This window comes from Arsenicibacter sp. R0_47 (assembly GCF_057652235.1).
On the sequence record NZ_JBYFCJ010000043.1, the window covers coordinates 20,101 to 42,070 of the forward strand.

Consider the following 21,970-nt stretch of genomic DNA (forward strand, 5'->3'; position numbering starts at 1 on the left):
GCGGGCTATTCAGCGAATGACCTGAATGAGTCTGTGAATAACCTGATATAGTCAGCGAACGGACATGACCACCGAGACGTTTACTGCGTTTAGTTACCTGATTTATGAAGATAGCCGGGATGCTTCGCAATGGCTGAAGCAGTACCTGAGCGAGCTGGTACCTACACAATCAGTGCGTGTAGTCAGCGATTTGGAAACCGTTGAGAAAAAACTGGCCGAGGAGGAATACAGCGTCCTGATTGTACAGGTCGGAACACTGCCGGTCAACACGTTCAGGCGCCTGGCAAAACTGCCGGTGTGCCCGCCCATTGTGGTTTGTAGTGCCGACCGGGCCGTTGCTGCTGATGCCTATACACTCGATGTCGCCGGATTTGTTCAGCAGGGGGCCGACCGGGACACCGTTTACCGGCAGCTGCACAAAGCGTTGCAGCAGTCGGTCAGGCTGACGGGGGACCGCAACCGGCAACCCGCCAACCGTTGCCGTTCTTTTTTGTGAAGTCGGATTACAAGATTGTACGCATCAATTTTACGGACATTCTGTTCGTCGAAGCAATGGGGGAGTACTTCCGGATTTATACCGATACAGGGCGGTATGTAATGCTGCAATCACTGACGCGGCTGCTGGAAATGCTGCCTGTACAGCAATTTCTGCGTATTCACCGGTCGTACATCGTTAACCTGTACCGGATAAATTTTATTCAGAATAACGTCGTGTCGGTGGGGGCCACGCAGCTGCCCATCGGTAAAAGCCACCGCAAAGCCTTTCTGGAACTGATCGAGCAGATTGGCTTATTTTAACCCATAACCAGTCATCAACAAACCCTTAATCAACGATATGTCTGCTGCCTCAAACGTCCATTACCGTACCTGCAACCTGTGCGAAGCCATGTGCGGGCTCGAAATAACCTACCGGGACCGCGAAGTGCTGTCGATTGCGGGGGACAAGAACGACCCGTTTAGCCGGGGGCACATCTGCCCGAAAGCAGTAGCGCTGAAGGACATTTATACTGACCCGAACCGGCTGAAACGGCCTGTCCGGCGTACGGAAACGGGCTGGGAGGAAATCAGCTGGGAGGAAGCGTTTACCGAGGTAGTCACCCGGCTCCGGCAGGTGCAGGCCCAACACGGGACCGATGCCGTGGGCGTATACGCGGGTAACCCGTCGATACACAACCTCGGAACCACCATAGCGGCTCCGGGTTTCATTAAGGCCTTACAGACACGCCACATGTTTTCGGCTTCGTCGGCCGATCAGTTTCCGCATCATTTTGCAGCCTGGCAGATGTTCGGTCACCCGATGCTGATGCCGGTTCCCGATATTGATCATACCGATTACTGGCTGATTCTGGGGGGCAATCCCATTGCGTCAAACGGAAGTATCATGACCGCTCCCGATGTGGCTAACCGGCTCAGGGCCATTCAGCAGCGCGGGGGCAAGGTGGTTGTGGTGGATCCCCGCCATACCGAGACGGCCCGTAAAGCGGACGAACATGTGTTTATCCGGCCCGGCACCGATGCTTTTTTGCTGATGGCAATGGTGCATGTCCTGTTCGCCGATGGGCTGGTTAATGTAGGTCGGCTTGCTGCATTCACTGACGGGGTAGATACGGTACAGGCCCTGGTCGCCACGGATTTTGCGCCCGAACAGGCGGAGGTCTTGACGGGAATACCGGCCCAAACCATCCGGCGGCTGACGCATGAGTTTGCCGCAGCACCCAAAGCCGCCTGCTATGGCCGCGTCGGGGTGTCGACGCAGGCATTTGGCGGGCTTGCGCTTTGGCTGGTAAATGCCATTAATGTACTGACCGGCAAGCTGGATAGTCCCGGCGGCATGATGTTTACCACCCCGGCGGTTGATTTTCTGGCGGGGGCCAAACCCTATAACCGCTACGGACGCTGGAAAAGCCGGGTGCGCGGGTTGCCGGAGTTCATGGGCGAATTACCCGTTTCGACCCTGTCCGACGAAATTCTGACGCCGGGACCTGGGCAGATCCGGGCGATGGTGACGAGTTGCGGCAATCCGGTGCTGTCGACGCCGAACGGCCGGAAGCTGGACGATGCCTTTGCGTCGCTCGATTTCATGGTGTCGATTGATATTTACATCAACGAAACCACCCGGCACGCACACATTATCCTGCCAACCGCAACCGGTCTGGAAACGGCGCACTACGATACTACGTTTCACTTTCTGGCCATCCGGAATACGGCGAAGTTTTCAGAGCCGTTGTTTGAGAAAGATGCGGGCGCGAAATATGACTGGGAGATTTTTGAGGAGCTGCGGCTCCGGCTCGAACACGCTGAATTCGATGCGACAACGCCGCTACCCCGCCCCGAACAGAAAATTGACCTTGGCCTGCGGTATGGGCCCTATGGTAAAACAGGCTTATCGCTCCGGACGCTGATCGACAATCCGCATGGCATTGATTTAGGGCCGTTGCAGCCCCGGTTGCCGGACCGACTGCTGACTGCCGATAAACGGCTGAATCTGGCTCCTGAACTGATTATCGCCGATGTTTCCCGCCTCAAAGAAGCCCTTACCGCCCGGCTGACCAATGCTATGACCCTGCAACTGATTGGTCGCCGGCACCTGCGCGACAATAACTCGTGGATGCATAACTCGGAGCGGCTCGTTAAAGGGCCCAACCGGTGTACGTTGCAGATGCACCCGCAGGACGCTGCCAGCCGCAGCATTGTGGCCGGTCAAACGGTTACGGTGCGGTCGCGGGTGGGAGCCGTCGAGGTGCCCGTTGAGCTGACGACGGACATGATGCCGGGGGTTGTCAGCATGCCGCACGGATACGGGCATGGCCGTAAGGGCGTAAAACTGGCTATTGCCAGCCAACATGCCGGGGTTAGTATCAACGATTTAACGGATGAGCAGGAGATCGACGCCCTGACCGGGACAGCGGCTTTTAACGGCGTATGGGTTGAGGTACTGGCAGGGGAGAATGTATAGTGAGCATCATCATAGGCAGGTCGGTCACTGCAATCTACTTTTGATTAACTAAATGCACCGGCGCGTTGTTAACCGGTAAACTACACAACGTACTATGGAATTCGTCGATTATTATACCGTGCTGGGGGTACCGAAAACCGCCTCCGACGATGACATAAAAAAGGCCTACCGGAAGCTGGCCCGGAAACTGCATCCGGACCTGAATCCGAACGATACGGATGCGCATAAGAAATTTCAGCAGCTCAACGAGGCAAACGAAGTACTGAGCGATCCGGAAAAACGGAAAAAATACGATCAGTACGGCAAGGACTGGCAGCACGCCGAACAGTTTGAACAGGCCCGGCAACAGCGGCAGCAACAGGCCCGCCAGACGGCCGGTGCGGGCATGGGCGGAGAATATGACTTTTCGGACGGCTTTGGCGGTGCCGATTTCTCCGACTTCCTGTCGTCGATGTTCGGGCAGGAAGGTGGCGGGGCACGCGGACGGCAGGTTAAATTCCGTGGGTCTGACTATCAGGCTGAACTGCACCTGAACCTGCGTGATGCCTACACGACCCACAAGCAGACGCTGAACCTCGACGGGCAACAGATCGGTATTACCATCAAGGCCGGTGTTGAAAACGGTCAGAAAATCAAGCTGACCGGCTATGGCGCACCGGGCGTTAACGGCGGCCCGAAAGGGGATTTGTACATTACTATTCTGGTGGCTGAAGACAGCAGGTATAAGCGGAAGGGCAATGACCTGTATGTTGAGGAGGAGATTGATCTCTATACGGCCGTACTGGGCGGTGAAAAGGTGATTGAGACCCTGAGCGGGAAGGTGAAAATTCCGGTTGCGGCCGGTACGCAGAACGGTGGAAAAAGCCGTCTGAAAGGCAAGGGGTTTCCGGTCTATAACCAGGACGGCACCTTCGGCGATCTGTATGTGCAATGGCAGGTGAAGATACCAACCGACCTGACCGACGAACAAAAAGACTTATTCCGGAAACTGGCCAACCGTTAACTGCAACACACACTGTATGAATACGGAACACTTAATTTCAATCCGCGAATTCTGCCAATACAATCAGGTGGAATTTACTTTTATTGAGGCGCTGGAATACAATGGCCTGATCGAAACGGTGATTGTTGAACAGGTCGTCTATATCCATCCCGAACAACTGGTGCGGCTGGAAAAACTGGTGCGGCTGCATCAGGATCTGGCCATCCACCCCGATGATCTGGATGTCGTGACCGGCCTGCTGGAACGGGTCGAGGCGTTGCAGCAGCAGATTGTGACGCTGCAGAACCGGCTGGCGTTTTACGAACCGCTGTAAAAACAGACAGCCGGTAACCATGCAGGTTACCGGCTGTTTGTCTGGGCGGGTCCGGCGGCTTATGCCATCGTCAGCAGTTGCCGCTGTTTGGCCAGATCTTCTTTTTTTACAAAGGTGACCGGGACAAATTTGTCCGTCGGCGAACCGATGTAATACAGGGTCCAGTCCTGATCGTAGCCGGACAGCATCTGCCGGATGCAGTCGACGCGGTCAAAGGACGGCACGGTGCAATCGCCCCAATAAAACAGTTCTACGCGATAATGCAGTGCCTGTTTCTGGCCGTTGATCGTGACGTCGATTTCGATGTCCTGTTTGCCGGGCACCGTCGGAATAGGGATTGCAATATGTGCCATGAGTGAAAAGGGTTAGTGTAATCCGAGGCTTTTTTCAGTTTCGCGGATAATGCGGCTTTTTTCCTTATCTGACTTCCCCTGCGCGTTGACAGTGCGCTCAAAAATGAACTCTTCGCCGTCTTTTTCATAGCGGTACCGCATAAACAGACGACCCGTTTCGGGATCCTCTTTAATCTGTTTGCTGTACGGCATATGGTCGTTTGTCGTCAGACTTTCAACCGTGCCGCTGTCTGACGGTTGTGGTTCGGGAGTTTCGGTGCGTTCGGCTATGATAATTTCGTCAACCTGCTGGCCTGTTGCCCGGCGGTCAACGTTCACCGAACGCGTATCGTTTTGCGTAGCACCGTAACCTCTGCTGCGGGAGCTGATGACGGCGCCGTGTGCGCTGGCTACCGGCTGATTGTCCTGAAACCGTTTGGCTTTGGCGGGGCCGTTCACACCCAGTGAATCCAGAATGCGGGTTTCGAGCGCCTGCCGTTCAGCGGAGTCCAGACCCTCAATGTTAAACCGCTTGTGGTAATGCAGGGTACGGCCCGGTTCTTCGATATCGACCTTAATGGTCATGATCAGATCATCGACAATGATGTTCTTGCTGACAGACGACCGCTGCGCCATGGCCGTCAGCTGAAGGAGTAGTAAGGCGAAAAGAGCGAATAATTGTTTCATGCCTGAGTGGGGGAAATGACGGTGAAATGCTGCTGAATGGCTCCGGATGGCGGAGAATAACGTATGAAGAACGACAAATGATGAAAAAAGCGTGTAGACTGCTTAAAATTTTCCGGTCATGAGTTCTGTCGGTGCCAGCCGGTAAAAAATAAGGGCCAATCGTTTCCCCGTAGCTGCCGGAGAAACCATTGGCCCCATACTATTAAGTGCGTTCCGAAAGGAATACCAGTATTGTTTCGGACCTTCATCGTATCTGTTGTTTATGGGCTAACGCCTCATATACCAGAATGCCAAATCCTGTGCCAGAAATAATAGTATTCTGATCATCAGTTGGTTGTGTTTTTGGTCTATTCGCGTTTTGTCCGCAAACGGACGGTTTTTCGTTCGTTTGCGGACAAAACCTCTATTCACTGCGCAGGGACCGGACCGGATTAATGAGGGCGGCGCGGATGGTTTGGTAGCTAATGGTCAGGAGGGCAATCAGCAGGGCAGAAATGCCGCCGGCGACGAATACCCAGGCACTGAGCGGAGCGCGGTAGGCGTAGGCACTCAGGTACTTATCGAGCCCCCAATACGCAAGCGGTATGGCAATGAGCGCCGCCAGGGCAACCAGCCACAGGAAGTGCCGGCAGAGCATAACCGTAATGCTGACCACCGACGCCCCGAGTACTTTCCGGATGCCGATTTCCTTTGTCCGCTGCCGGGCCGCCAGTGTGATCAGGCCGAAAATACCCGCACAGGCCGTCAGAATGGCCAGAATCGCCGTGAAGTTGATCATTTTCCAGACGCCTTCGGTCCCCATGTAGGTCTTGTCAACTTCGTCGCTCATGTAGACGTATTTGAAGGGCCGTTTGGCGGGAATCTGCTTAAAGGCTGCTTCCAGTTCTGCCACGATAGCAGGGCTGTTCCGGACGTCGTCGAGCCGGATCGTGAGGTAGTCTTTCAGGTCCATTTTACCCCCGTACCAATGCAGCAGCGGCTCAATCTTGTCTTTCAGCGACTGATAGTGAAAGTCTTTCATCACGCCGATGACCGTCATTACTTCGGAGGAGTTACGGCCCTGAATCTGCTTGCCGACTGCCGTTGTCCAGCCAAATGCCTTTTTGGCTGATTCGTTGATTAATACGGGTTTCGAGGTAGCGTCGCTGGCAATCGTCTCTGAAAAATCACGGCCTTCGACCAGCCGGATGCCAAAGGTTTGCGTGTAGCCAATACCGCCGGCAACGTGCCGCAGGTTTACAAACTTTCGGGTGGTGCCAACGGGCTCATAATCATTGTAATTAGACCAGTAGCGGGTCGGGATGACCGCCGAACTGGCCAGGCTGGTAACGTGTGGGTTTTTGCGGAGCCGGTCGATGATGCCGGTAAACTGGCTATTGGCCGTTTTTGGATCTTTGTAATCCAGATTTGTGCTGACAACCAGTAGATTGTCTTTGTTGAATCCTAAATCCGCCCGTTTCATAAAGCTGATCTGCTGGCGGACGGCGATGGTACCAATGATAAAGAGTACGGCAATGGCAAACTGAACCACAATCAGGCTGTTCTGGGTCATCCGGTTGCCGCGCGGGTTGCTTTGCAGTTTGCCCTTGAGGCTGTTGGTCAGGTTGAGTTTGTTGAGCTGGTAGGCAGGGTAGGTACCTGCAACCAGCGTAACCAGCAGCGCGATGCCGAAAACGCGCAGAAACGTCGGGTAATCGGTGGTCAGGTCGATGGTCAGCTGCATACGTCCCTGGCGGAATTCATTAAACTGCGGCACCAGTACATAAAAAGCGAAGAGCAGGGATAGCCCGAGCGAGAGAAATACTACGAGGCCGGCTTCGACCCAGAACTGAGCCAGAATCTGACGGGTAGCCGAACCGATAACGCGTTTCACGGAGACCTCTTTGATACGCGTCAGCGAAGACGCCATACTCAGGTTAATGAGGTTGATGCTGGTAATGAGCAGGATGAAGGCCGCAATGGTAATGGCCCCGTACAGAATGTTTTTGAAGTTTGGCTCGTCAATAAAAACGCGGTCTTTGACCGGTGCCAGCAGAATCTGCCGGTTCTGAGCCTCCCTGTGAAAGTGCGTTTTAACCAGCGCCGGAAACTTAGCCTCCAGCTTGCGCGGGTCGGCGTCGGGCCGGAGCTTCACGAAAATCTGCGCAAAGGTGTTGTACCAGTCCGCACCCTCTTTAAAGCCCGGAAAGTCGTAGAGGTTGGTGGCCGGGAGCAGTACATCAAACTGAATGGACGAATTGGCCGGTAGTTCTTTCAGTACGCCGGTAACGGTGTATTGGAGGGTGTCATCCAGTGTAACCACCTTCCCGACCGGATTCGTATCGCCGAACAGGTTTTGAGCAACCTTATCGACCAGTACAACGGACCGCTTCGTTTTGAGTGCCGTGGCCGCGTCGCCGTATTTTAACGGAAAGGAAAAGACATCAAAAAAGGTAGAGTCGGCGTAAACCGTTGACTCCTGGACGTTCTTGCCATTGGCGGTAATCCACGGATAACTCCAGGTCTGAATGTGCGTACCGGTTTCAATTTCAGGGTACTCTTCAAGCAGCTGTCCCAGCAGCGGATAGACGGTTTGCCCGTAGGCCTTGTCGTCGCTTTTCGTTTGTACAAAATACAGCCGGCCAATATCACGGTGAAACGCGTCAAACGTAAAGGACTTCTGCACAAACAAGAGCAGTATAATCACACTGGCCAGGCCGGTCGACAAGCCCACGATATTGATCGTCGTAAACAACCGGTTTTTCCACAGACTGCGGACCGCGATTTTAAGGTAATTACGAAGCATGGTGATGTTTTGGGGTTACCGGGTTATTTGTTGTTACTGGGTTATTTGTTGTTGTTGAGTTGCTGGTTGTTGCTGGGTTGCTGGTGTAGCCACCACTCTATAATTCCGTCAAATCCTGTACCGGATTGGTAAGTGGTTGATAATAAGAGGATATATTGGTGCTGTCAGCGTTTTTTGTCCGCCATCGGACACCGTCCGTTCATTTGCGGACGTGTGTTAAAGAGTGAAAGAGCGATAGAGAGAAAGAGTGAAAGGGGCTGTGCAGGTAGGTGGCTGAGTCAGACACATTCGCTCTTTCGCTCTTTGCTGCACCGCAGCCGCTCTTTCGCTCTTTGAGTAGATAAAGGGTGGGTTTTCCTCTCTTTATCATGCAGCGACGAACGTTTATTCAGCAGGCGGCGGCGGTGGCAGCAACGGTAGGGGCAACGGGGTCGATGACACTGGGCGGTACCGGCGTAAAGCCGCAGAACAAACTGCCGAAATGGAAAGGCTTTAACTTACTCGACTTCTTTTCACCGGATCCGGCCCGTAGCCGGCCCGCAACCACCGAAGACCACCTGAAATGGATGCAGGACTGGGGCTTTGATTTTGTCCGGCTCCCGATGGCGTATCCTAATTACCTGTCCTTCGACCGTAGCCGGCCGATCAAGCCGGATGAAGTCTATCAGATTGATGAACGGGCGGTTGACCGCATCGATCAGCTGGTGCATCTGGCGCATAAACACAAACTCCACGTCAGCCTGAACCTGCACCGCGCACCGGGCTACTGCATCAATGCCGGCTTCAACGAACCCTACAACCTCTGGACCGATCAGGCGGCAGTCGATGCGTTCTGTTTCCATTGGAACATGTGGGCAAAGCGCTACAAAAACGTGTCGGCCAAAAAAATCAGCTTCGATCTGCTGAATGAACCCAGTATGCGGGCTGATATGAACGATCAGCACTCCAAAAGCGGACCGGTCCCCGGGGCTGATTACCGGCGGGTAGCGATAGCCGCCTCGGACGCAATCCGGCGCGAAAACAAGAAACACCTCATCATTGCCGACGGAAACAGCGGAGGATCTACCGTGATTCCGGAGCTGGCCGATCTTGACATTGCCCAGAGCTGTCGCGGCTATACGCCCGGCAGTATTTCCCATTACAAAGCCCCGTGGGCCGTGAAAGACCCCGACCGGCAGCCCGAACCGAAATGGCCGGGGCAGGTGGGCAGTCAGTACCTGAGCCGGCAGATGCTCGAAACGTTTTACCAGCCGTGGATCGATCTCGTGAAACAGGGCGTCGGTGTGCATTGCGGTGAATGTGGCTGCTGGAACAAAACCCCGCACGATGTCTTTCTGGCGTGGTTCGGCGATGTGCTCAGCATTCTGTCGGCCAACGGCATCGGCTTTGCCCTGTGGGAGTTCATCGGCGACTTCGGTGTCATGAACTCCAAACGAACCGACGTAGCCTATGAAGACTGGCATGGCTATAAACTTGACCGTAAATTATTAACCCTCCTGATGAACGCCTGATTGCATGTATCGTAACCTGCTTTCCTTATGTGTCGGCGCACTGATGCTGAGCTGTGCTCCGCAGCGCCCCCTGAACATTAATGTCGATAGCTTTTATAAGCCCGACCAGAATCCCATTGTCCGTGCCGATTCCAGCTACACGTTTTTTTGCCCGGTAAAGAATCAGGAAATCCGCTGGCAGAAAGCTGATGTCTTTAATCCGGCGGCTATTGTGCGCAACAACAAGGTGTATCTGCTGTACCGCTGCGAAGACAATCCGGCGGCTCACCTCGGGGGCCGTACATCCCGCTTGGGGCTGGCCGAAAGTGAAGATGGTATCCACTTCAAAAAATACCCGACGCCGGTTTTATATCCCGACAACGATGCGTTTAAGCAGTATGACAGTCCGGGCGGCTGCGAAGACCCGCGCCTGGTCGAAACCGAAGACGGGACTTATGTAGTTGCCTATACTTCATGGAATTATAAAACGCCCCGTTTGTCGATTGCCTTCTCAAAAGACCTGATTAACTGGGAGAAAAAAGGGCCGGCCTTCGCCGTAGCCCATGACCGGAAGTTTCTGAACGTACCCAGCAAATCGGGGTCTATCGTGACGAAAATGGTGAAAAATAAGCCCGTTGTCGCTAAAATCAACGGCAAATACTGGATGTATTGGGGTGAACACCTCGTCAACCTGGCGTGGTCAGAAAACCTGTACGACTGGTATCCGCTTCTGAACGACAAAGGCGATCTGCTGGCAGTGGCGCGGCCCCGTCCGGGTAAGTTCGACAGCAGCCTGACCGAGTGCGGCCCACCGGCCGTTATCACCGAAAAGGGCATTGTGTTGCTCTACAACGGCCGGAACGCGACCAATCAGAATGCCGACCCGAATCTGGCGAAAGGCACGTATTCGGTCGGGCAGATGATTTTTGATCCGGCAAACCCTGAAAAAATGATCGGCCGCTCCGACAACTCGTTTCTGAAACCGACATTGCCGCACGAGGTGGCCGGTCAATATAAATCCGGAACCACCTTTGCCGAAGGCCTTGTCTATTTCAAAGGTAAATGGTTTCTCTATTACGGCACGGCCGATTCCTTTGTGGGGCTTGCTGTGACCAAATAAGCTAAAAGTCAACCGTCAGGACCGATTCGAGCTGTTTGGCACTGACCGACGCGGGAATCTGCCGGAAGACAAAATTACGGATGGCGGCCAATATCGGGCTGCTGAGCTGGGCGACTTTGCCGGCCTGCCGCGATCGGTTTACGATGGCGTGGGTGCGGGAAAGCCGCCTTTTTTCAAAGGCCAGAAAGGCCGCTTCAACAGTCAGGTGTTTGTACCATTCCTGCGCCAGCACCACCGCATCTTCAATGGCCTGACACGCGCCCTGGCCCATATTCGGTGTCGTGGCGTGGGCCGCGTCGCCGAGCAGCAGGATGTTGCCGAAGGCATACCGGTCAATGGGCGTCAGGTCGTTGATGTCGGTCCAGATTAGCTGATCGGGGCGGGTGCGTTCCAGCAGGGCTGGAATGGGATCGTGAAACTTACCGAAATGCCACAGCAGGTCATCGGGTGTATAGCGTTTATAGGCCTCGTTCCGGGGCGTGGAGTTGATACAGGCAAACCAATAGACCTGTTGTCCGGTCAGCGGGACCACCCCGAACCGGCCTTCGGTCCCCCACGTTTCGGTTGCTTCGGTCAGCGTCAGGCCGGGCATATCAACGACTGCCCGCCAGCAGGTATAGCCGGCATACCGCACCGGTTTGTCGGGCAGCAGCTTTTGCCGGACCGGCGACCGGATACCGTCGCAGGCCAGCAGGTAGTCGGCCTCAGCCGAGGTACCGTCGCTGAAATGAAGCGTTACGCGGTCGGGCGTTTGGGTGATGTCAACACAGCGTTTGTTAGTCCGGATACAGGCCGGATCGATGTACGACAGCAGCGTCCGGTGCAGGTCGGCGCGGTGGATGGTAAAATTGTCGGCCCCGAATTTTTGCGACATGGCCACACTATCGGTTTTCGTCAGGATGCGGCCCGATGGCTCTTTGATGGTGAAGGCGTTGAGTAAACTTCCCTTCTGCATAATGGCGTCCTGAATGCCGAGCCGCGCGAATGCCTGCATGGCGTTAGCGGCCAGGGCAATGCCCGCGCCGACCGGCCTGATGTCGGGAGCGGCTTCGTAAATGGTGCAGGAAACCCCTGCATTCCGGAGAGCAATGGCTGTGGTCAGCCCCGCAATGCCCCCGCCTGTAATCGCTACGTTCATAGTATTGTCTGTTAGATAATGTCACAAAGGTCCTGAACGCCGGCGAACTCTTTTTTTACATACGTTAAATTATTGAATCCCTGCACGGATGCGGCTGAGGCTGACCTGGGAGGTGCCCAGATACGAAGCAATGTATTTGAGCGGGCACCGGTTGCTGATGCCGGGGTACCGCTTCTGAAGCTCGGCGTAGCGTTCGCCTGCCGAGTGAAACCGGAGACTTTCGATGCGTTCCTGTTCCTGAATTAACGCAAAAAAAGCCATTTTCCGGATGGCCCGTTCGAGGTCGTGATGCGCCGCACAACAGGCTTCGATGTCTGCCAGTGAAATGCTGTCAACCTCCGAATCTTCAATCAGCCGGATGGCTTTACGGCTAGGTTGTTGCGTAAAGGCGCTCGGCACAGCCCCGACAAACTGCCCGTCGATGGCAAAATAGTCCGTCACGTCCATTTCCTTGTGGTAGTAATACACCCGCGCCAGCCCTTTGCGGATGAAGTACATCGAATGTGCCACCTGCCCCATGGCCAGCAATTCGGTATGGCGGCGGCAGGTTGTCGTACGCAGCACCGCTGCCAGGGCCTGACGGCTTTCGGGCCGGAGCGGGCTGACAGCGGTAATAGCCTCAATCATTGTCATCTTTGTTACCCCGGAGATTCGTGTATTTTTGCTTTCCGAACACGGCCAATCCGACCCAGCCATGACGCAACCCGCTATTCTTGAACAGGTATTATACCAGTTTGCCGGCATTGACGCAGATCACTTTGCCTTGTCACTGCCTTACTGGCAACCCAGAACCTACAAAAAAGGGGAATTTTACAACGAATATAAAAACGTTTGCAGGCACCTTGGCTTTATTTTCGACGGTCTTTTCCGGACGTATTACGTCAACGATGCCACGGGCGAGGAGCGGAATGTCTTTTTTTTCGGGAAAGAACAGGTAATTGTGGCCTATAAGAGTTTTCTGGAGCAATCGCCGTGCAACTACTACACCGAGTCGATGGTAGAATCAACGATTCTGTACATTCATTACGACCATTTACAGACGTTGTATCAGACATCGCACCAGTGGGAGCGGTTCGGGCGGCTGGTAGCCGAGCAGGGTTTTGCAATGATAATGAACCGGACGGAGGATATGCTGTTTAAAACGCCCGAGCAGCGGTATCTGCATCTGGTAGAGGCGCACCCCGACATCTTCAACATGATTCCGCTTTACCACATTGCGTCGTACCTCGATATTCAGGGCCCCTCGCTGAGCCGTATCCGGAAGCGGATTTCGGGGAAATAGGTGCCGGCCAGGTGGAAAAAAACAACTCCCCGAGGGTTCTGAACCCTCGGGGAGTTATCAAAATCGCCAGGCAACCCGGCCGCGGGAAGTTAAATTACCATCTTCTGTTTAATTTCTCTTACAAATTCAATAGAAACAGCTGCTATATCGGCTATTAAGGCCTCATCAAGGCCTTTTACTAAACTATTTTTAACAAACTCTTCAGTTTTTTTACGTTCAGCTTCTTTCAGGCGTTTGTTTTCGTTTTCAATGGCCAGTGCATTGGCGGATAGCGTCATTTCATAAGCCATCCTTTTCTCAGGAGACATAGCCCGGGTATCCAGCTCTTTAATTGCCGCTTCTAACCACTCCTCATTCCAGAATTGAGGAAACTGCTTTGTTTTGGTGGTCTTATGTAACGTCTTCATCGTGTAAACCAGTTTTTCCAAATCCGTTTTAACGCTGGCTAAAGGTTTTCTGAATTTAGCTAGTTCTACTGTAATAAACGTGGTCTGATCGTCTATCAGTTCACCGTTGTCGTTTTTTAAAACAGCAATGTTGTGATAGTCTGCAATATCCGGAAAAATTTCGACTGCCAGAATACCAATACAGTAAATCTTAGGCAACCCGTCAAAACGATATCTTCCTTTCCGTATCAACGTATTGAGGCGATAAAAAGAATAAAACTTCATTCGCTGAATGAAATCCGGGTATTTACTCAATTGCATTTCGACAATGAATTGATTACCGGATTCATCTACACAGGCAATGTCATAGACGCCGCTACGGCTGTCTTTGGTTAATCCTGGAAGTTCACTTTCGATAAAGTCAACGGTATGTATGGCTACCGGAGACTGAATAAGAGCCTGCAACGCCTTTCGTAAAAAACGGGTATCTGTCTGATTTCCGAAGGTTACCTTAAAGCCATAATCAGAGAGGATAGAAATAAATTGATTTTCATTATTATATAGTTTCATATTATAAAAATAGCAAAAAAGAACCTTCCGGGAACAGGGCCGCCTGGCGGTTTAAAACTTCCTGGAAGGTCAGCCGGCACTACTTCACCGCTTCCCGCACCAGACTGCGGATACGGAGCGAGGTAGCGCGGCTGAGGGTATAGCCCGCGTTGAGCTGGAAGGTAAAAATATAGCCGGTCAGTTTTTTCGACGGCACAATCCACGGATGGGCACCAAACAGACCGGGGCTGGAAACCTCTTCGGCCTGGTCGCCGGGCGCCACCACATCGCGCCAGCAGCCAATGCCGTAGCGGATAATATCGTTGTGATACGGGTTGAACTGCGGGTTGGCGGGGTAGGGCGAATGCCCGATCACGACGTTGCCCGACTGGTTTTGCTGCATCGCCAGCACCGATTGCGCACTCAGCACGCGCTTCCCGTTAAACACCCCGCCGTTGACGAGCATGATCAGGAAGTTGGTGTAGTCGCCGGCCGTTGACCGCACACTGCCCGCAAGCGCCGGATTGGTCATTTGCCCGTAGTCGGTGTCGCGCATCTGGCACGGCCCCGCAATTTTCTCCTGAAACAAGGCTTCCCACGCTTTGCCCGAAACTATTTCGGCAATACGCCCGGCTACCTGCATACTCACCCCGCCATACTCAAACGTGCTGCCGGGTTTGTATTTCAGCGGGACGCGCAGGGCGATGGAATCGGCAATGGCGGCCAGGGTGCTGTTGCGGTACCGGATCAGCTCGTACCGCTGCTCCGAATTGCCCGGAAACCCCGAGGTGTGCGACAAGAGCTGCCGGATGGTAATACCGCCCTTGCCATACCGCGAGAAAACGGGCAGGAACCGGCCGACCGTATCCGACAGGCTTAGTTTGCCCTCGTCGACAAGGCTCAGCATCACCGCTCCCGTCAGCCATTTGCTGTTGGAGGCAATCGGGCGTCGGGTGGTGGGCGTCAGGTTGCCGTATGACCGGACATAAACGGGTTTGCCGTCAATCGTGAGCATAATGACCGCATTGCCGTTGTAGATCGTGCTGACCGAATCGCGAATGATTTGGTCAATGGCCGAAAAATCATAGGCGGTCTGTGGCCCGGCCGGCGTCAGACCGGTTGTGCAGGCCAGGCTCAGCAGGCCTGCAAAGAGGATACATACGGTTAACAGGCGCATCATTTCCGGCCACGGCGTTGTTTAAGCTCTTTCCGGAGCTCGTCCTTCATCTGCTCATACTGCTGATACTGGGTGGCGTCGAGTACCGCTTTCAGTTCCTTGTCTTTCCGCTGCATGATGTCCCGCGCCTGCCGGGCGGTTTTCAGGTTGCGTTCGCCGTCCTGGAGCACCGGCTGCATTTCCTGTGCGTATTTCAGGTTGATGGCCGAAACGCTGGTAAGCTGGGCTTCCGAGAGTTTCAGCGATTCCTGCATACGCTCGGTCTGGCGTTTGGCCCGCATGTCGGGTGTGCCCACCTGCCGCTGCTGCGCAAAGGCTGTCAGCGAAAGTGCGAGGCAAAGGCCGGTGATAATCAGTTGTTTTTTCATAGCTATACAGTATTTGTTAAAAGGTTTCCATCCATTTCCGGAACAGCGGTACCCGCTCTTTGCTGACCAGCACCTGATGGGTTGGTGCGGGCCGGAGTTTGAGCAGCAACCGTCCGTTGAAGTAATATTCGGCTTCGACGACGCTGGTTCGTGCGATAATCAGTTGCCGGTTGGCGCGGAAAAACAGCGCCGGATCGAGCCGGGTATCCAGCTCGTCGAGGGTGGTGTCGAGCGGGTAGCTGGTTTTGTCGGATAACGTGGCCGAAACAACCCCGCCCTCGATCTGAAACCAGGCAATGTCGGTTGTTTTGACGGGGATCAGTTTGTCGCGGAACGCTACCAGAAAGCTTTGGCGGTAGGCGGGGGGGCGGAAATGTCCCCCGCTCAGCAACTGTTGCAGCTGCCGGGCTACGGCATCGGGTTGGGCCAGCGAGCGGTATTTACGCAAGGAGCGCTCAAGTGCTTCGGTATCAATCGGTTTAAGCAGGTAGTCAATGCTGTTGAGCCGGAACGCACGGATCGCATATTCGTCGTAGGCCGTCGTGAAAACAATCGGACAGGGTACCTCAACCTGTTCGAGCAGCGAAAAGCTGAGGCCGTCGGCGAGCTGAATATCCGAAAAAATCAGGTCGGGCGGCGACAGGGTCGCCCAGATCTGCCGGCCATCGGCCACGCTGTCGATGACCTGCATGATGCGTATCGCCGGGTCAAGATCGTGCAGCAGCGCCGTCAGGTGATTGGCTGCCGTGGGCTCGTCTTCCAGAATCAGTACGTTCATGGTTGTTCGGGAATGATGGGTAGGTAAACGGTAAACGAATCCTGCTGATGCACGATCCGGACTCCTCGGCCGGTCAGCAGCTGCATGCGGCTGTCCAGATTGGCTAACCCGGTGCCGGTACCATCAGAGGGTTCTGCCTTAGGCTGGTACGGGTTCGTAACCCGGATAACGCCTGCCGCTTCGTCGCATTGCACCAGAACCGTCAGCGGCCGGGTGCGGGAAATGACGTTGTGCTTCACCGCATTTTCGATCAGTAGTTGCAGGGTCATCGGCGGAATAAGCCAGGGCGGGTTGTCGGGCAGCTCATCAATAATCCGGAGCTGTTCGCCAAAACGCATGTGCAGCAAAAAGGCAAACGCTTCCGTAAACCGTCGTTCATCAGCAATGGGCACGAGCTTCTGCTGCTGCACCTGGAGCGAATACCGCAGTACCTGCGACAACTTCTGGACAAACGGCTGACTCAGTTCGCTGTGTTCCCGGATGAGGGAGCTGAGCGTATTGAGCGAGTTGAATAGAAAGTGCGGGTTCAGCTGATCGCGCAGGGCGTTGAACTGTGCCTGAATCGTTTGTTGTTTCAGGCGCTCGTTTTCGGCCAGCATCGTCCGGTTCTGGTCCAGCACCTTCAGGAAGTACCCGATCAGCAGGGCGGCAAACCAGACAAAAAAGCCCCGGAAGTAGGCCGTGAACGCAACCAGCACAGGGTAATTGGGTATGGTCTTCACTACCAGAGCCAAAAAAAGGCCAATCAGGAAGACATACAACAGCACATTGAGGGCGAACCAGCCAATAATCTGTAACGGATTCTGCATCGCCCGCCGCGTCAATATCCAGCGGTTAAATTCAATAAAGAAAAAGGCAAAGGCGCTGTAAAAAAGAAAGCGCAGGCCAAAAAACAGCACGTCGGGAACGCCCTGAAACAGACTGAGCCTGGCCTTCGGCAGAAGGTTGATCAGGGGCAGGTTGGTCAGCAGGGCGACCAGGATAGCAGCGATGGCCGCAATCTGGCGAAGGGATAATCGACTGTGCATGGCTGAAATTAATCAGGAAACAGGGCACAGTATCGGAAATCGGGGTGAACCTGACAAAAAAAGCCGTCAATCGTCTCCGGAAGCCTGTAAAAAAAAGCGGGCGGTTTGATCGATTTTAACCCGGGTTAATTTTTTTCAGGTGCCGGTTGCTGACCTTTGTTCTGTTCAAACACAGAAACAAAACGCAAAACCGCATACAAACATGAAACGCAAAGCTACTGCCGTCTGGAACGGCTCCGGAAAAGAAGGTAACGGCCACCTGACTACCCAAAGCACCGTCCTGAATCAGACACAATATTCGTTTAACAGCCGGTTTGCCGAAGGTATTGGCACCAACCCCGAAGAACTGATTGCCGCCGCCCACTCAGGCTGTTTCACCATGAAGCTGAGCTTTGTCCTGGGCGAAGCGGGTTTTACGCCGGAAAGCCTCGAAACTACCTCGGTGATTACGTTCGAAAACGGCGTAATCAGCAAATCGCACCTGATTCTGAAAGCGAAAGTACCGGGCATCAGCCAGGACGTATTCGATGCCAGCGTGAAAGACGCCGAACTGAACTGTCCGGTAAGCCAGGTGCTGAAAGCTGACATCAGCGTGGAAGCTACGCTGGAGAATTAAGGATAAGGCTTAGCCGAATCGAATACCTTCCAGGAAGTTTAGAACCGCCAGGCGGTCCTGTTCCAGGGAGTTGAACGCCGATACCTTCCAGGAAGTTTAGAACCGCCAGGCGGCCCTGTTCCTGGAAGGTTGTATTTACTCCTGATATATTGGCTTCCCTCCCTGCTGAATCACCCACTTGCCTCCCGACTGCGACACATCCAGCTGTTCATCCTGCCACGAGGCGTTGGTCGCCGACCGGTTCAGGATGGGAACCGGCGCCTGATTCGGGAAAAAAACTTCGACCTGGCTGCTGTCCGCACCAAAGACAATAAACGCCGACATGGTGGAGTCCTGCCCCGCCGCGGCATTCAGGCGAACACCGGCTTCAAAGACCCGGATACACTCCTTTTTTACCTCCGACCAGGTGTAGCCCGCCGACCCGATACAGTCGTGGCTGTCCCGGTCATTCCCGGTTAATATTGTTTCTGTTTTTGTCTCTTTTTGTTCCGCCGAACTACATTGACTGAATAAGGCTGTGACTGTCAGTGCATAGAGGAGATACCGTGTGTTCATGCTTCAGGGAATTGTTGGTTTTGTAGACAGATAGGTGGGAAAAATATATAAAAAGCATCATAGTATGGGTTTTGACAGCGGTATATTGTTTTTAGAAAATAATTAGTAGATATTTGTGTAAGCAGTTACGTAATTGATTAGGTATGGATTTTATTGCACAATTGGGGCCACTGGCATTTGTCAGCCGGATGCGCCGGTTAGCCGAAACCGTGAATGCACAGGCTGGAGCGGTCTACAAGCAATATGGCCTGGATTTTGATCCCAAATGTTTTCCCGTATTCTGGCTGCTCAGTGAGCGGGGACCGATGAGCATCACCGAAATTGCCGATCAGCTCGGTTTTTCGCATCCGGCCATTATTCAGCTGGCGCGGCAGTTGGAGCAGGAAAACCTGATTGTGTCCGGAAAATCGGCAACGGACGGGCGTAAACGCATCCTGCAGCTATCGGAAACCGGGCAGGCGCGGCAACCGGAATTCCGGCAGGTATGGAGCTATATTCAGGCCGTGAACACGCAGTTGCTGAACGATCAGCGGCACAACCTGCTCTGGGCCGTGGAGGAACTGGAAAACGCCCTGGCCGAACAGGACTACCTGAGCCGGTTCAGCGCGTATCTGAAGGAGCGGCAACAGGAAGAGGTAACGATTCTGCCCTATGAACCGGCCTTTGCCCCGGCGTTCAAAGCCCTGAACGTTGCCTGGATTGAGCAGTACTTTGTCGTAGAAGAACATGACCTCGAACAACTGGATGCCCCCGAAGCGATTCTGGCCGGCGGCGGGCATATCCTGTTTGCGCAGTACCGCGGCGAGATTGTCGGGACGGTGGCGCTCGTGGCCGACGGCCCCGGCGTGTTTGAAATGGCCAAAATGGCGGTCGATCCGAAGGTGCAGGGTAAACAGATCGGCAAAACCTTAGGCCTTGCCGCCGTGGAAACGGCTCGTCGGGCGGGGGCGCATCAGCTCTGGCTGGAATCGAACACACGGCTGTTTCCGGCCCTTGAGCTGTACCGGAAACTGGGCTTTTACAAAGTCGAAATGAGCGCGACGCCCTACGCCCGCGCCAATATCAAAATGAAACTTGATGTATAAAATAAGCATGGAGCTAAGGGCAAAGAGCTGCCTGGTATGCCGCCAGAAAAGAACATTATGAACATACGATTAGCCACCACGGCCGATTTACCGGCATTGGGTGAATTACTAAAACAGGTGGTGCCGGTGATGCAGGCGGCCGGTAATTTTCAGTGGGATGCCGGTTACCCGAACATCACCGTTTTCGGGCAGGATATCGAACGCGGCGACCTGTGGGTGGCCGACGTTGACGGCACGGTGGCCGGTGTGGCCGCCCTGACCACCATTCAGGACCCTGAATATGCCCAACTGGGCTGGGACTTATCGGAGACGGCGCTGGTCACCCACCGGCTGGCGGTGCATCCCGGCTTTCAGGGGCGGGGGATTGCCGCCGCCCTGCTGGAACAGGCCGAAGCCCTGGCGGTGGCGCGTGGGATCGGCGTGCTGCGCATCGACACCAACTCGGAGAACGCGGCCACACAACGCCTGTTTCCCAAACTGGGCTATGCCTTTGCCGGTGAACTGACGCTTGGCTTCCGACCTGGCCTGCGGTTTCTGGGGTACGAGAAGCGGTTGATTTAAGCTAGTACACTGTCCGCAGCGACCGGGTGGCTCATGGGCCACCCGTTTTGTTTATCAGGACTTTACTAATAAAAAGTTTCACCGTATCGTCATCAAGTATTTTAATACTTGCCTCTATTTACTTTATTTGCGGATAGCCACCACTAAGTAAACACGATGCACCCATTTACGTACACCACCCCGCTTCTCCGCCCGCCTGACACGGGTACTGTTTCTGTTTTACGTTCTGCCGGATTTTATGGGAAGTATTGGCAAACCTGATGCGATGATGGTGTTGGAAAAGGCCCCATTGTAAAAGTGTATGGCGCTTTGTATTGTTTCAGCTGAGTAGTCAAGGTTTAAAAGAATAGCAGGTATCTTACTGTCAGATAGTTGTGATTTTGGCTGAGAGATAATTTGGATGATTCGTTATTAGCGTATTAAGAAATGATTGTATATGAAAAATGTATTACTAATTTATGTGTCTATTCCATTCTGGATAAAAATTGCTCGCGAAACGCGAGCGATAACAGGAATGCTTCAACGTTATCTTTTATTTTAAATAGACAATGAAATTAAAAGAGAAAGGACGATATTTAGAATTACCAATTAGTGGGCTAAAAATCAAGAAACTGATATTTGACGGATTTTTAACAGTAGTATTTGATGATCAAGAGGAAAGTTATCTTGAGTTTCATTCAGCATTGAAAGTAATGCAATACAATCAGACTATGGATTTGTACCCTAATAACAAAGATACTCTAATGCTATTCTACGATCATTTTAGTCAAACGATAAAAGAAGCGAAAGCTGATAAAAAGGGTAACTTATGGGTTAGGTTTGAAAACGGTACAGAAATAGCAGTTGAAGATGGACCATACGAGAACTGGCATTATACAAAGAAGAGCCTGATTAATCAACTGGACAGTTTATCGGTACATGGTGGTGTTGGACGGACAATATATTAAATAAACTACCGCTAGCATGAAACCCGTGGTTGTCGGGCTGGCCTGCAAGCCTGAATCTTTGTACTTCTATTGAAGCTCAGTCCAGATTGACAGGTTTGTGCACCTAACCCCCCCTGAATGCAAGGTCCGAAAGCCCGGATTATTATTAGTAATACCATGATTGACCAGGCACTTGACATATTTCTAACGGAAAGAGCGGACACGTTTAACTTAAAAAAGATTGCGTTTGATACGCTCAATGCAATATTTTCCGAACATTCTGGTGATAGGGATTTTTTGTGTGGCTTTGAACAGAATGAAATTAAACCCGTATTCGATAGATTTGAATATCATGTTAATAGACGACACGGTGGTTCAATTATCAAAACAAGAATAGGACTCTATGTTGACAGTCAAAATTCACTGGATAATTTAGATAATATCGGCTATTATGAGCTTGAAACAAATCTGAATGGCGAAGTCATAGATGACTGGTTTGTAATTCAAAAAGAAAAATACCTGAAGTAGGAATACATTCACCGATGTCGGATGCGGGGTTGTTCCTTTCCGGCTTACCCCGCTCTCGCTCGCGTTCTGCGAGTGAGAAATATCGAGAAGGGCCTCTGGCCCGAAAGCAGGCTTGTCGCAAAACAATTTACGGGCGGGAGCGGTCCGCCGCAGTCCATTTACTAAAAATTACTCCCTGGACCAAAAAATAAAGAGTTTTATGGAGACATTGGCAAACAGATACTATTAGCTACAGGGCTTTCTCATAAAAAAAGGCAAGAACCAGTATGTCCTATTTTTGTGGTGACGAAACTACAAAACGATGACG

Annotated in this window: 24 protein-coding genes; 13 read left to right on the forward strand and 11 right to left on the reverse strand. The window is 53.1% G+C overall.

Features of this window, described 5'->3' with window-relative positions:
* The first annotated feature begins 64 nt into the window (after positions 1–64).
* The 5 genes from AC23NW_RS33590 (at position 65) to AC23NW_RS33610 (ending at position 4,272) form a co-directional block, all read left to right on the forward strand.
* Positions 65–496, forward strand: coding sequence for a hypothetical protein (locus AC23NW_RS33590; RefSeq protein WP_487455006.1), 432 nt, complete (start codon positions 65–67; stop codon positions 494–496).
* Positions 493–798: a LytR/AlgR family response regulator transcription factor gene (locus AC23NW_RS33595; protein WP_487455007.1), complete on the forward strand. Its 306-nt coding sequence runs from the start codon at positions 493–495 to the stop codon at positions 796–798. Before AC23NW_RS33590 ends, AC23NW_RS33595 begins: the two co-directional genes overlap by 4 nt.
* A gap of 37 nt (positions 799–835) precedes the next feature.
* Positions 836–2,956, forward strand: coding sequence for a molybdopterin oxidoreductase family protein (locus tag AC23NW_RS33600; protein WP_487455008.1), 2,121 nt, complete (start codon positions 836–838; stop codon positions 2,954–2,956).
* A 94-nt stretch (positions 2,957–3,050) separates the two neighbouring features.
* Positions 3,051–3,959 carry a DnaJ C-terminal domain-containing protein gene (locus AC23NW_RS33605; RefSeq protein ID WP_487455009.1) on the forward strand — a complete coding sequence of 303 codons (909 nt, stop codon included), beginning with the start codon at positions 3,051–3,053 and terminating at the stop codon, positions 3,957–3,959.
* Positions 3,960–3,975: 16 nt separating this feature from the next.
* Entirely contained in the window at positions 3,976–4,272 is a 297-nt protein-coding gene (locus AC23NW_RS33610; RefSeq protein WP_487455010.1) for a chaperone modulator CbpM, read from the forward strand.
* 59 nt (positions 4,273–4,331) lie between these two features.
* Here the strand turns inward: AC23NW_RS33610 and AC23NW_RS33615 are convergent, their stop codons facing one another.
* The 3 genes from AC23NW_RS33615 to AC23NW_RS33625 all read right to left on the reverse strand — a co-directional run bounded on the left by AC23NW_RS33615 (position 4,332) and on the right by AC23NW_RS33625 (position 8,076).
* On the reverse strand, positions 4,332–4,625 hold the full coding sequence (locus AC23NW_RS33615; protein ID WP_487455011.1) for a hypothetical protein: 294 nt from the start codon (positions 4,623–4,625) through the stop codon (positions 4,332–4,334).
* A gap of 12 nt (positions 4,626–4,637) precedes the next feature.
* Positions 4,638–5,291 carry a hypothetical protein gene (locus AC23NW_RS33620; protein WP_487455012.1) on the reverse strand — a complete coding sequence of 218 codons (654 nt, stop codon included), beginning with the start codon at positions 5,289–5,291 and terminating at the stop codon, positions 4,638–4,640.
* A gap of 403 nt (positions 5,292–5,694) precedes the next feature.
* Positions 5,695–8,076: an ABC transporter permease gene (locus AC23NW_RS33625; RefSeq protein WP_487455013.1), complete on the reverse strand. Its 2,382-nt coding sequence runs from the start codon at positions 8,074–8,076 to the stop codon at positions 5,695–5,697.
* Between the two features lie 368 nt (positions 8,077–8,444).
* On the opposite strand from AC23NW_RS33625, the gene AC23NW_RS33630 reads away from it, so the two are divergent.
* Together AC23NW_RS33630 and AC23NW_RS33635 are read left to right on the forward strand one after the other, a co-directional pair.
* Positions 8,445–9,587, forward strand: coding sequence for a glycoside hydrolase family 5 protein (locus AC23NW_RS33630; RefSeq protein WP_487455014.1), 1,143 nt, complete (start codon positions 8,445–8,447; stop codon positions 9,585–9,587).
* 4 nt (positions 9,588–9,591) lie between these two features.
* A complete protein-coding gene (locus AC23NW_RS33635) occupies positions 9,592–10,686 on the forward strand; it encodes a glycoside hydrolase family 130 protein (protein WP_487455015.1) in 1,095 nt (364 codons plus the stop codon).
* 1 nt (position 10,687) lies between these two features.
* Here AC23NW_RS33635 and AC23NW_RS33640 read toward each other — a convergent pair whose 3' ends face one another.
* On the reverse strand, positions 10,688–11,824 hold the full coding sequence (locus AC23NW_RS33640) for an FAD-dependent monooxygenase (RefSeq protein WP_487455016.1): 1,137 nt from the start codon (positions 11,822–11,824) through the stop codon (positions 10,688–10,690).
* A 69-nt stretch (positions 11,825–11,893) separates the two neighbouring features.
* Entirely contained in the window at positions 11,894–12,451 is a 558-nt protein-coding gene (locus tag AC23NW_RS33645; protein ID WP_487455017.1) for a Crp/Fnr family transcriptional regulator, read from the reverse strand.
* Between the two features lie 67 nt (positions 12,452–12,518).
* Between AC23NW_RS33645 and AC23NW_RS33650 the strand changes: the two genes are divergently transcribed.
* Positions 12,519–13,106, forward strand: coding sequence for a Crp/Fnr family transcriptional regulator (locus tag AC23NW_RS33650; RefSeq protein WP_487455018.1), 588 nt, complete (start codon positions 12,519–12,521; stop codon positions 13,104–13,106).
* Positions 13,107–13,195: 89 nt separating this feature from the next.
* Here the strand turns inward: AC23NW_RS33650 and AC23NW_RS33655 are convergent, their stop codons facing one another.
* The 5 genes from AC23NW_RS33655 to AC23NW_RS33675 form a co-directional block, all read right to left on the reverse strand.
* On the reverse strand, positions 13,196–14,062 hold the full coding sequence (locus AC23NW_RS33655) for an Rpn family recombination-promoting nuclease/putative transposase (protein WP_487455019.1): 867 nt from the start codon (positions 14,060–14,062) through the stop codon (positions 13,196–13,198).
* 79 nt (positions 14,063–14,141) lie between these two features.
* Entirely contained in the window at positions 14,142–15,221 is a 1,080-nt protein-coding gene (locus tag AC23NW_RS33660) for a serine hydrolase domain-containing protein (RefSeq protein WP_487455020.1), read from the reverse strand.
* Entirely contained in the window at positions 15,218–15,586 is a 369-nt protein-coding gene (locus AC23NW_RS33665) for a DUF4890 domain-containing protein (protein WP_293841294.1), read from the reverse strand. The genes AC23NW_RS33660 and AC23NW_RS33665 overlap by 4 nt, the downstream gene beginning before the upstream one ends.
* A 16-nt stretch (positions 15,587–15,602) precedes the next feature.
* The gene (locus AC23NW_RS33670) at positions 15,603–16,364 is read right to left on the reverse strand and encodes a LytR/AlgR family response regulator transcription factor (protein WP_487455021.1); all 762 of its coding nucleotides are present in this window, start codon (positions 16,362–16,364) and stop codon (positions 15,603–15,605) included.
* Positions 16,361–17,392, reverse strand: a complete 1,032-nt coding sequence (locus AC23NW_RS33675; RefSeq protein ID WP_487455022.1) for a sensor histidine kinase — start codon at positions 17,390–17,392, stop codon at positions 16,361–16,363. The genes AC23NW_RS33670 and AC23NW_RS33675 overlap by 4 nt, the downstream gene beginning before the upstream one ends.
* 202 nt (positions 17,393–17,594) lie before the next feature.
* Between AC23NW_RS33675 and AC23NW_RS33680 the strand changes: the two genes are divergently transcribed.
* Complete coding sequence (locus AC23NW_RS33680) at positions 17,595–18,008, forward strand: OsmC family protein (RefSeq protein ID WP_293841303.1); 414 nt, start codon at positions 17,595–17,597, stop codon at positions 18,006–18,008.
* A 135-nt stretch (positions 18,009–18,143) separates the two neighbouring features.
* On the opposite strand, the gene AC23NW_RS33685 is transcribed toward AC23NW_RS33680, so the two are convergent.
* Complete coding sequence (locus AC23NW_RS33685; RefSeq protein ID WP_487455023.1) at positions 18,144–18,563, reverse strand: hypothetical protein; 420 nt, start codon at positions 18,561–18,563, stop codon at positions 18,144–18,146.
* A 143-nt stretch (positions 18,564–18,706) separates the two neighbouring features.
* Between AC23NW_RS33685 and AC23NW_RS33690 the strand changes: the two genes are divergently transcribed.
* From AC23NW_RS33690 to AC23NW_RS33705, 4 genes are all read left to right on the forward strand, one after another.
* Entirely contained in the window at positions 18,707–19,648 is a 942-nt protein-coding gene (locus AC23NW_RS33690; protein ID WP_487455024.1) for a bifunctional helix-turn-helix transcriptional regulator/GNAT family N-acetyltransferase, read from the forward strand.
* Between the two features lie 57 nt (positions 19,649–19,705).
* The gene (locus AC23NW_RS33695) at positions 19,706–20,209 is read left to right on the forward strand and encodes an N-acetyltransferase family protein (RefSeq protein WP_487455025.1); all 504 of its coding nucleotides are present in this window, start codon (positions 19,706–19,708) and stop codon (positions 20,207–20,209) included.
* Positions 20,210–20,757: 548 nt separating this feature from the next.
* A complete protein-coding gene (locus tag AC23NW_RS33700) occupies positions 20,758–21,156 on the forward strand; it encodes a DUF6188 family protein (RefSeq protein ID WP_487455026.1) in 399 nt (132 codons plus the stop codon).
* 117 nt (positions 21,157–21,273) lie between these two features.
* Entirely contained in the window at positions 21,274–21,663 is a 390-nt protein-coding gene (locus AC23NW_RS33705; protein ID WP_487455027.1) for a hypothetical protein, read from the forward strand.
* The last annotated feature ends 307 nt before the right edge of the window (positions 21,664–21,970 follow it).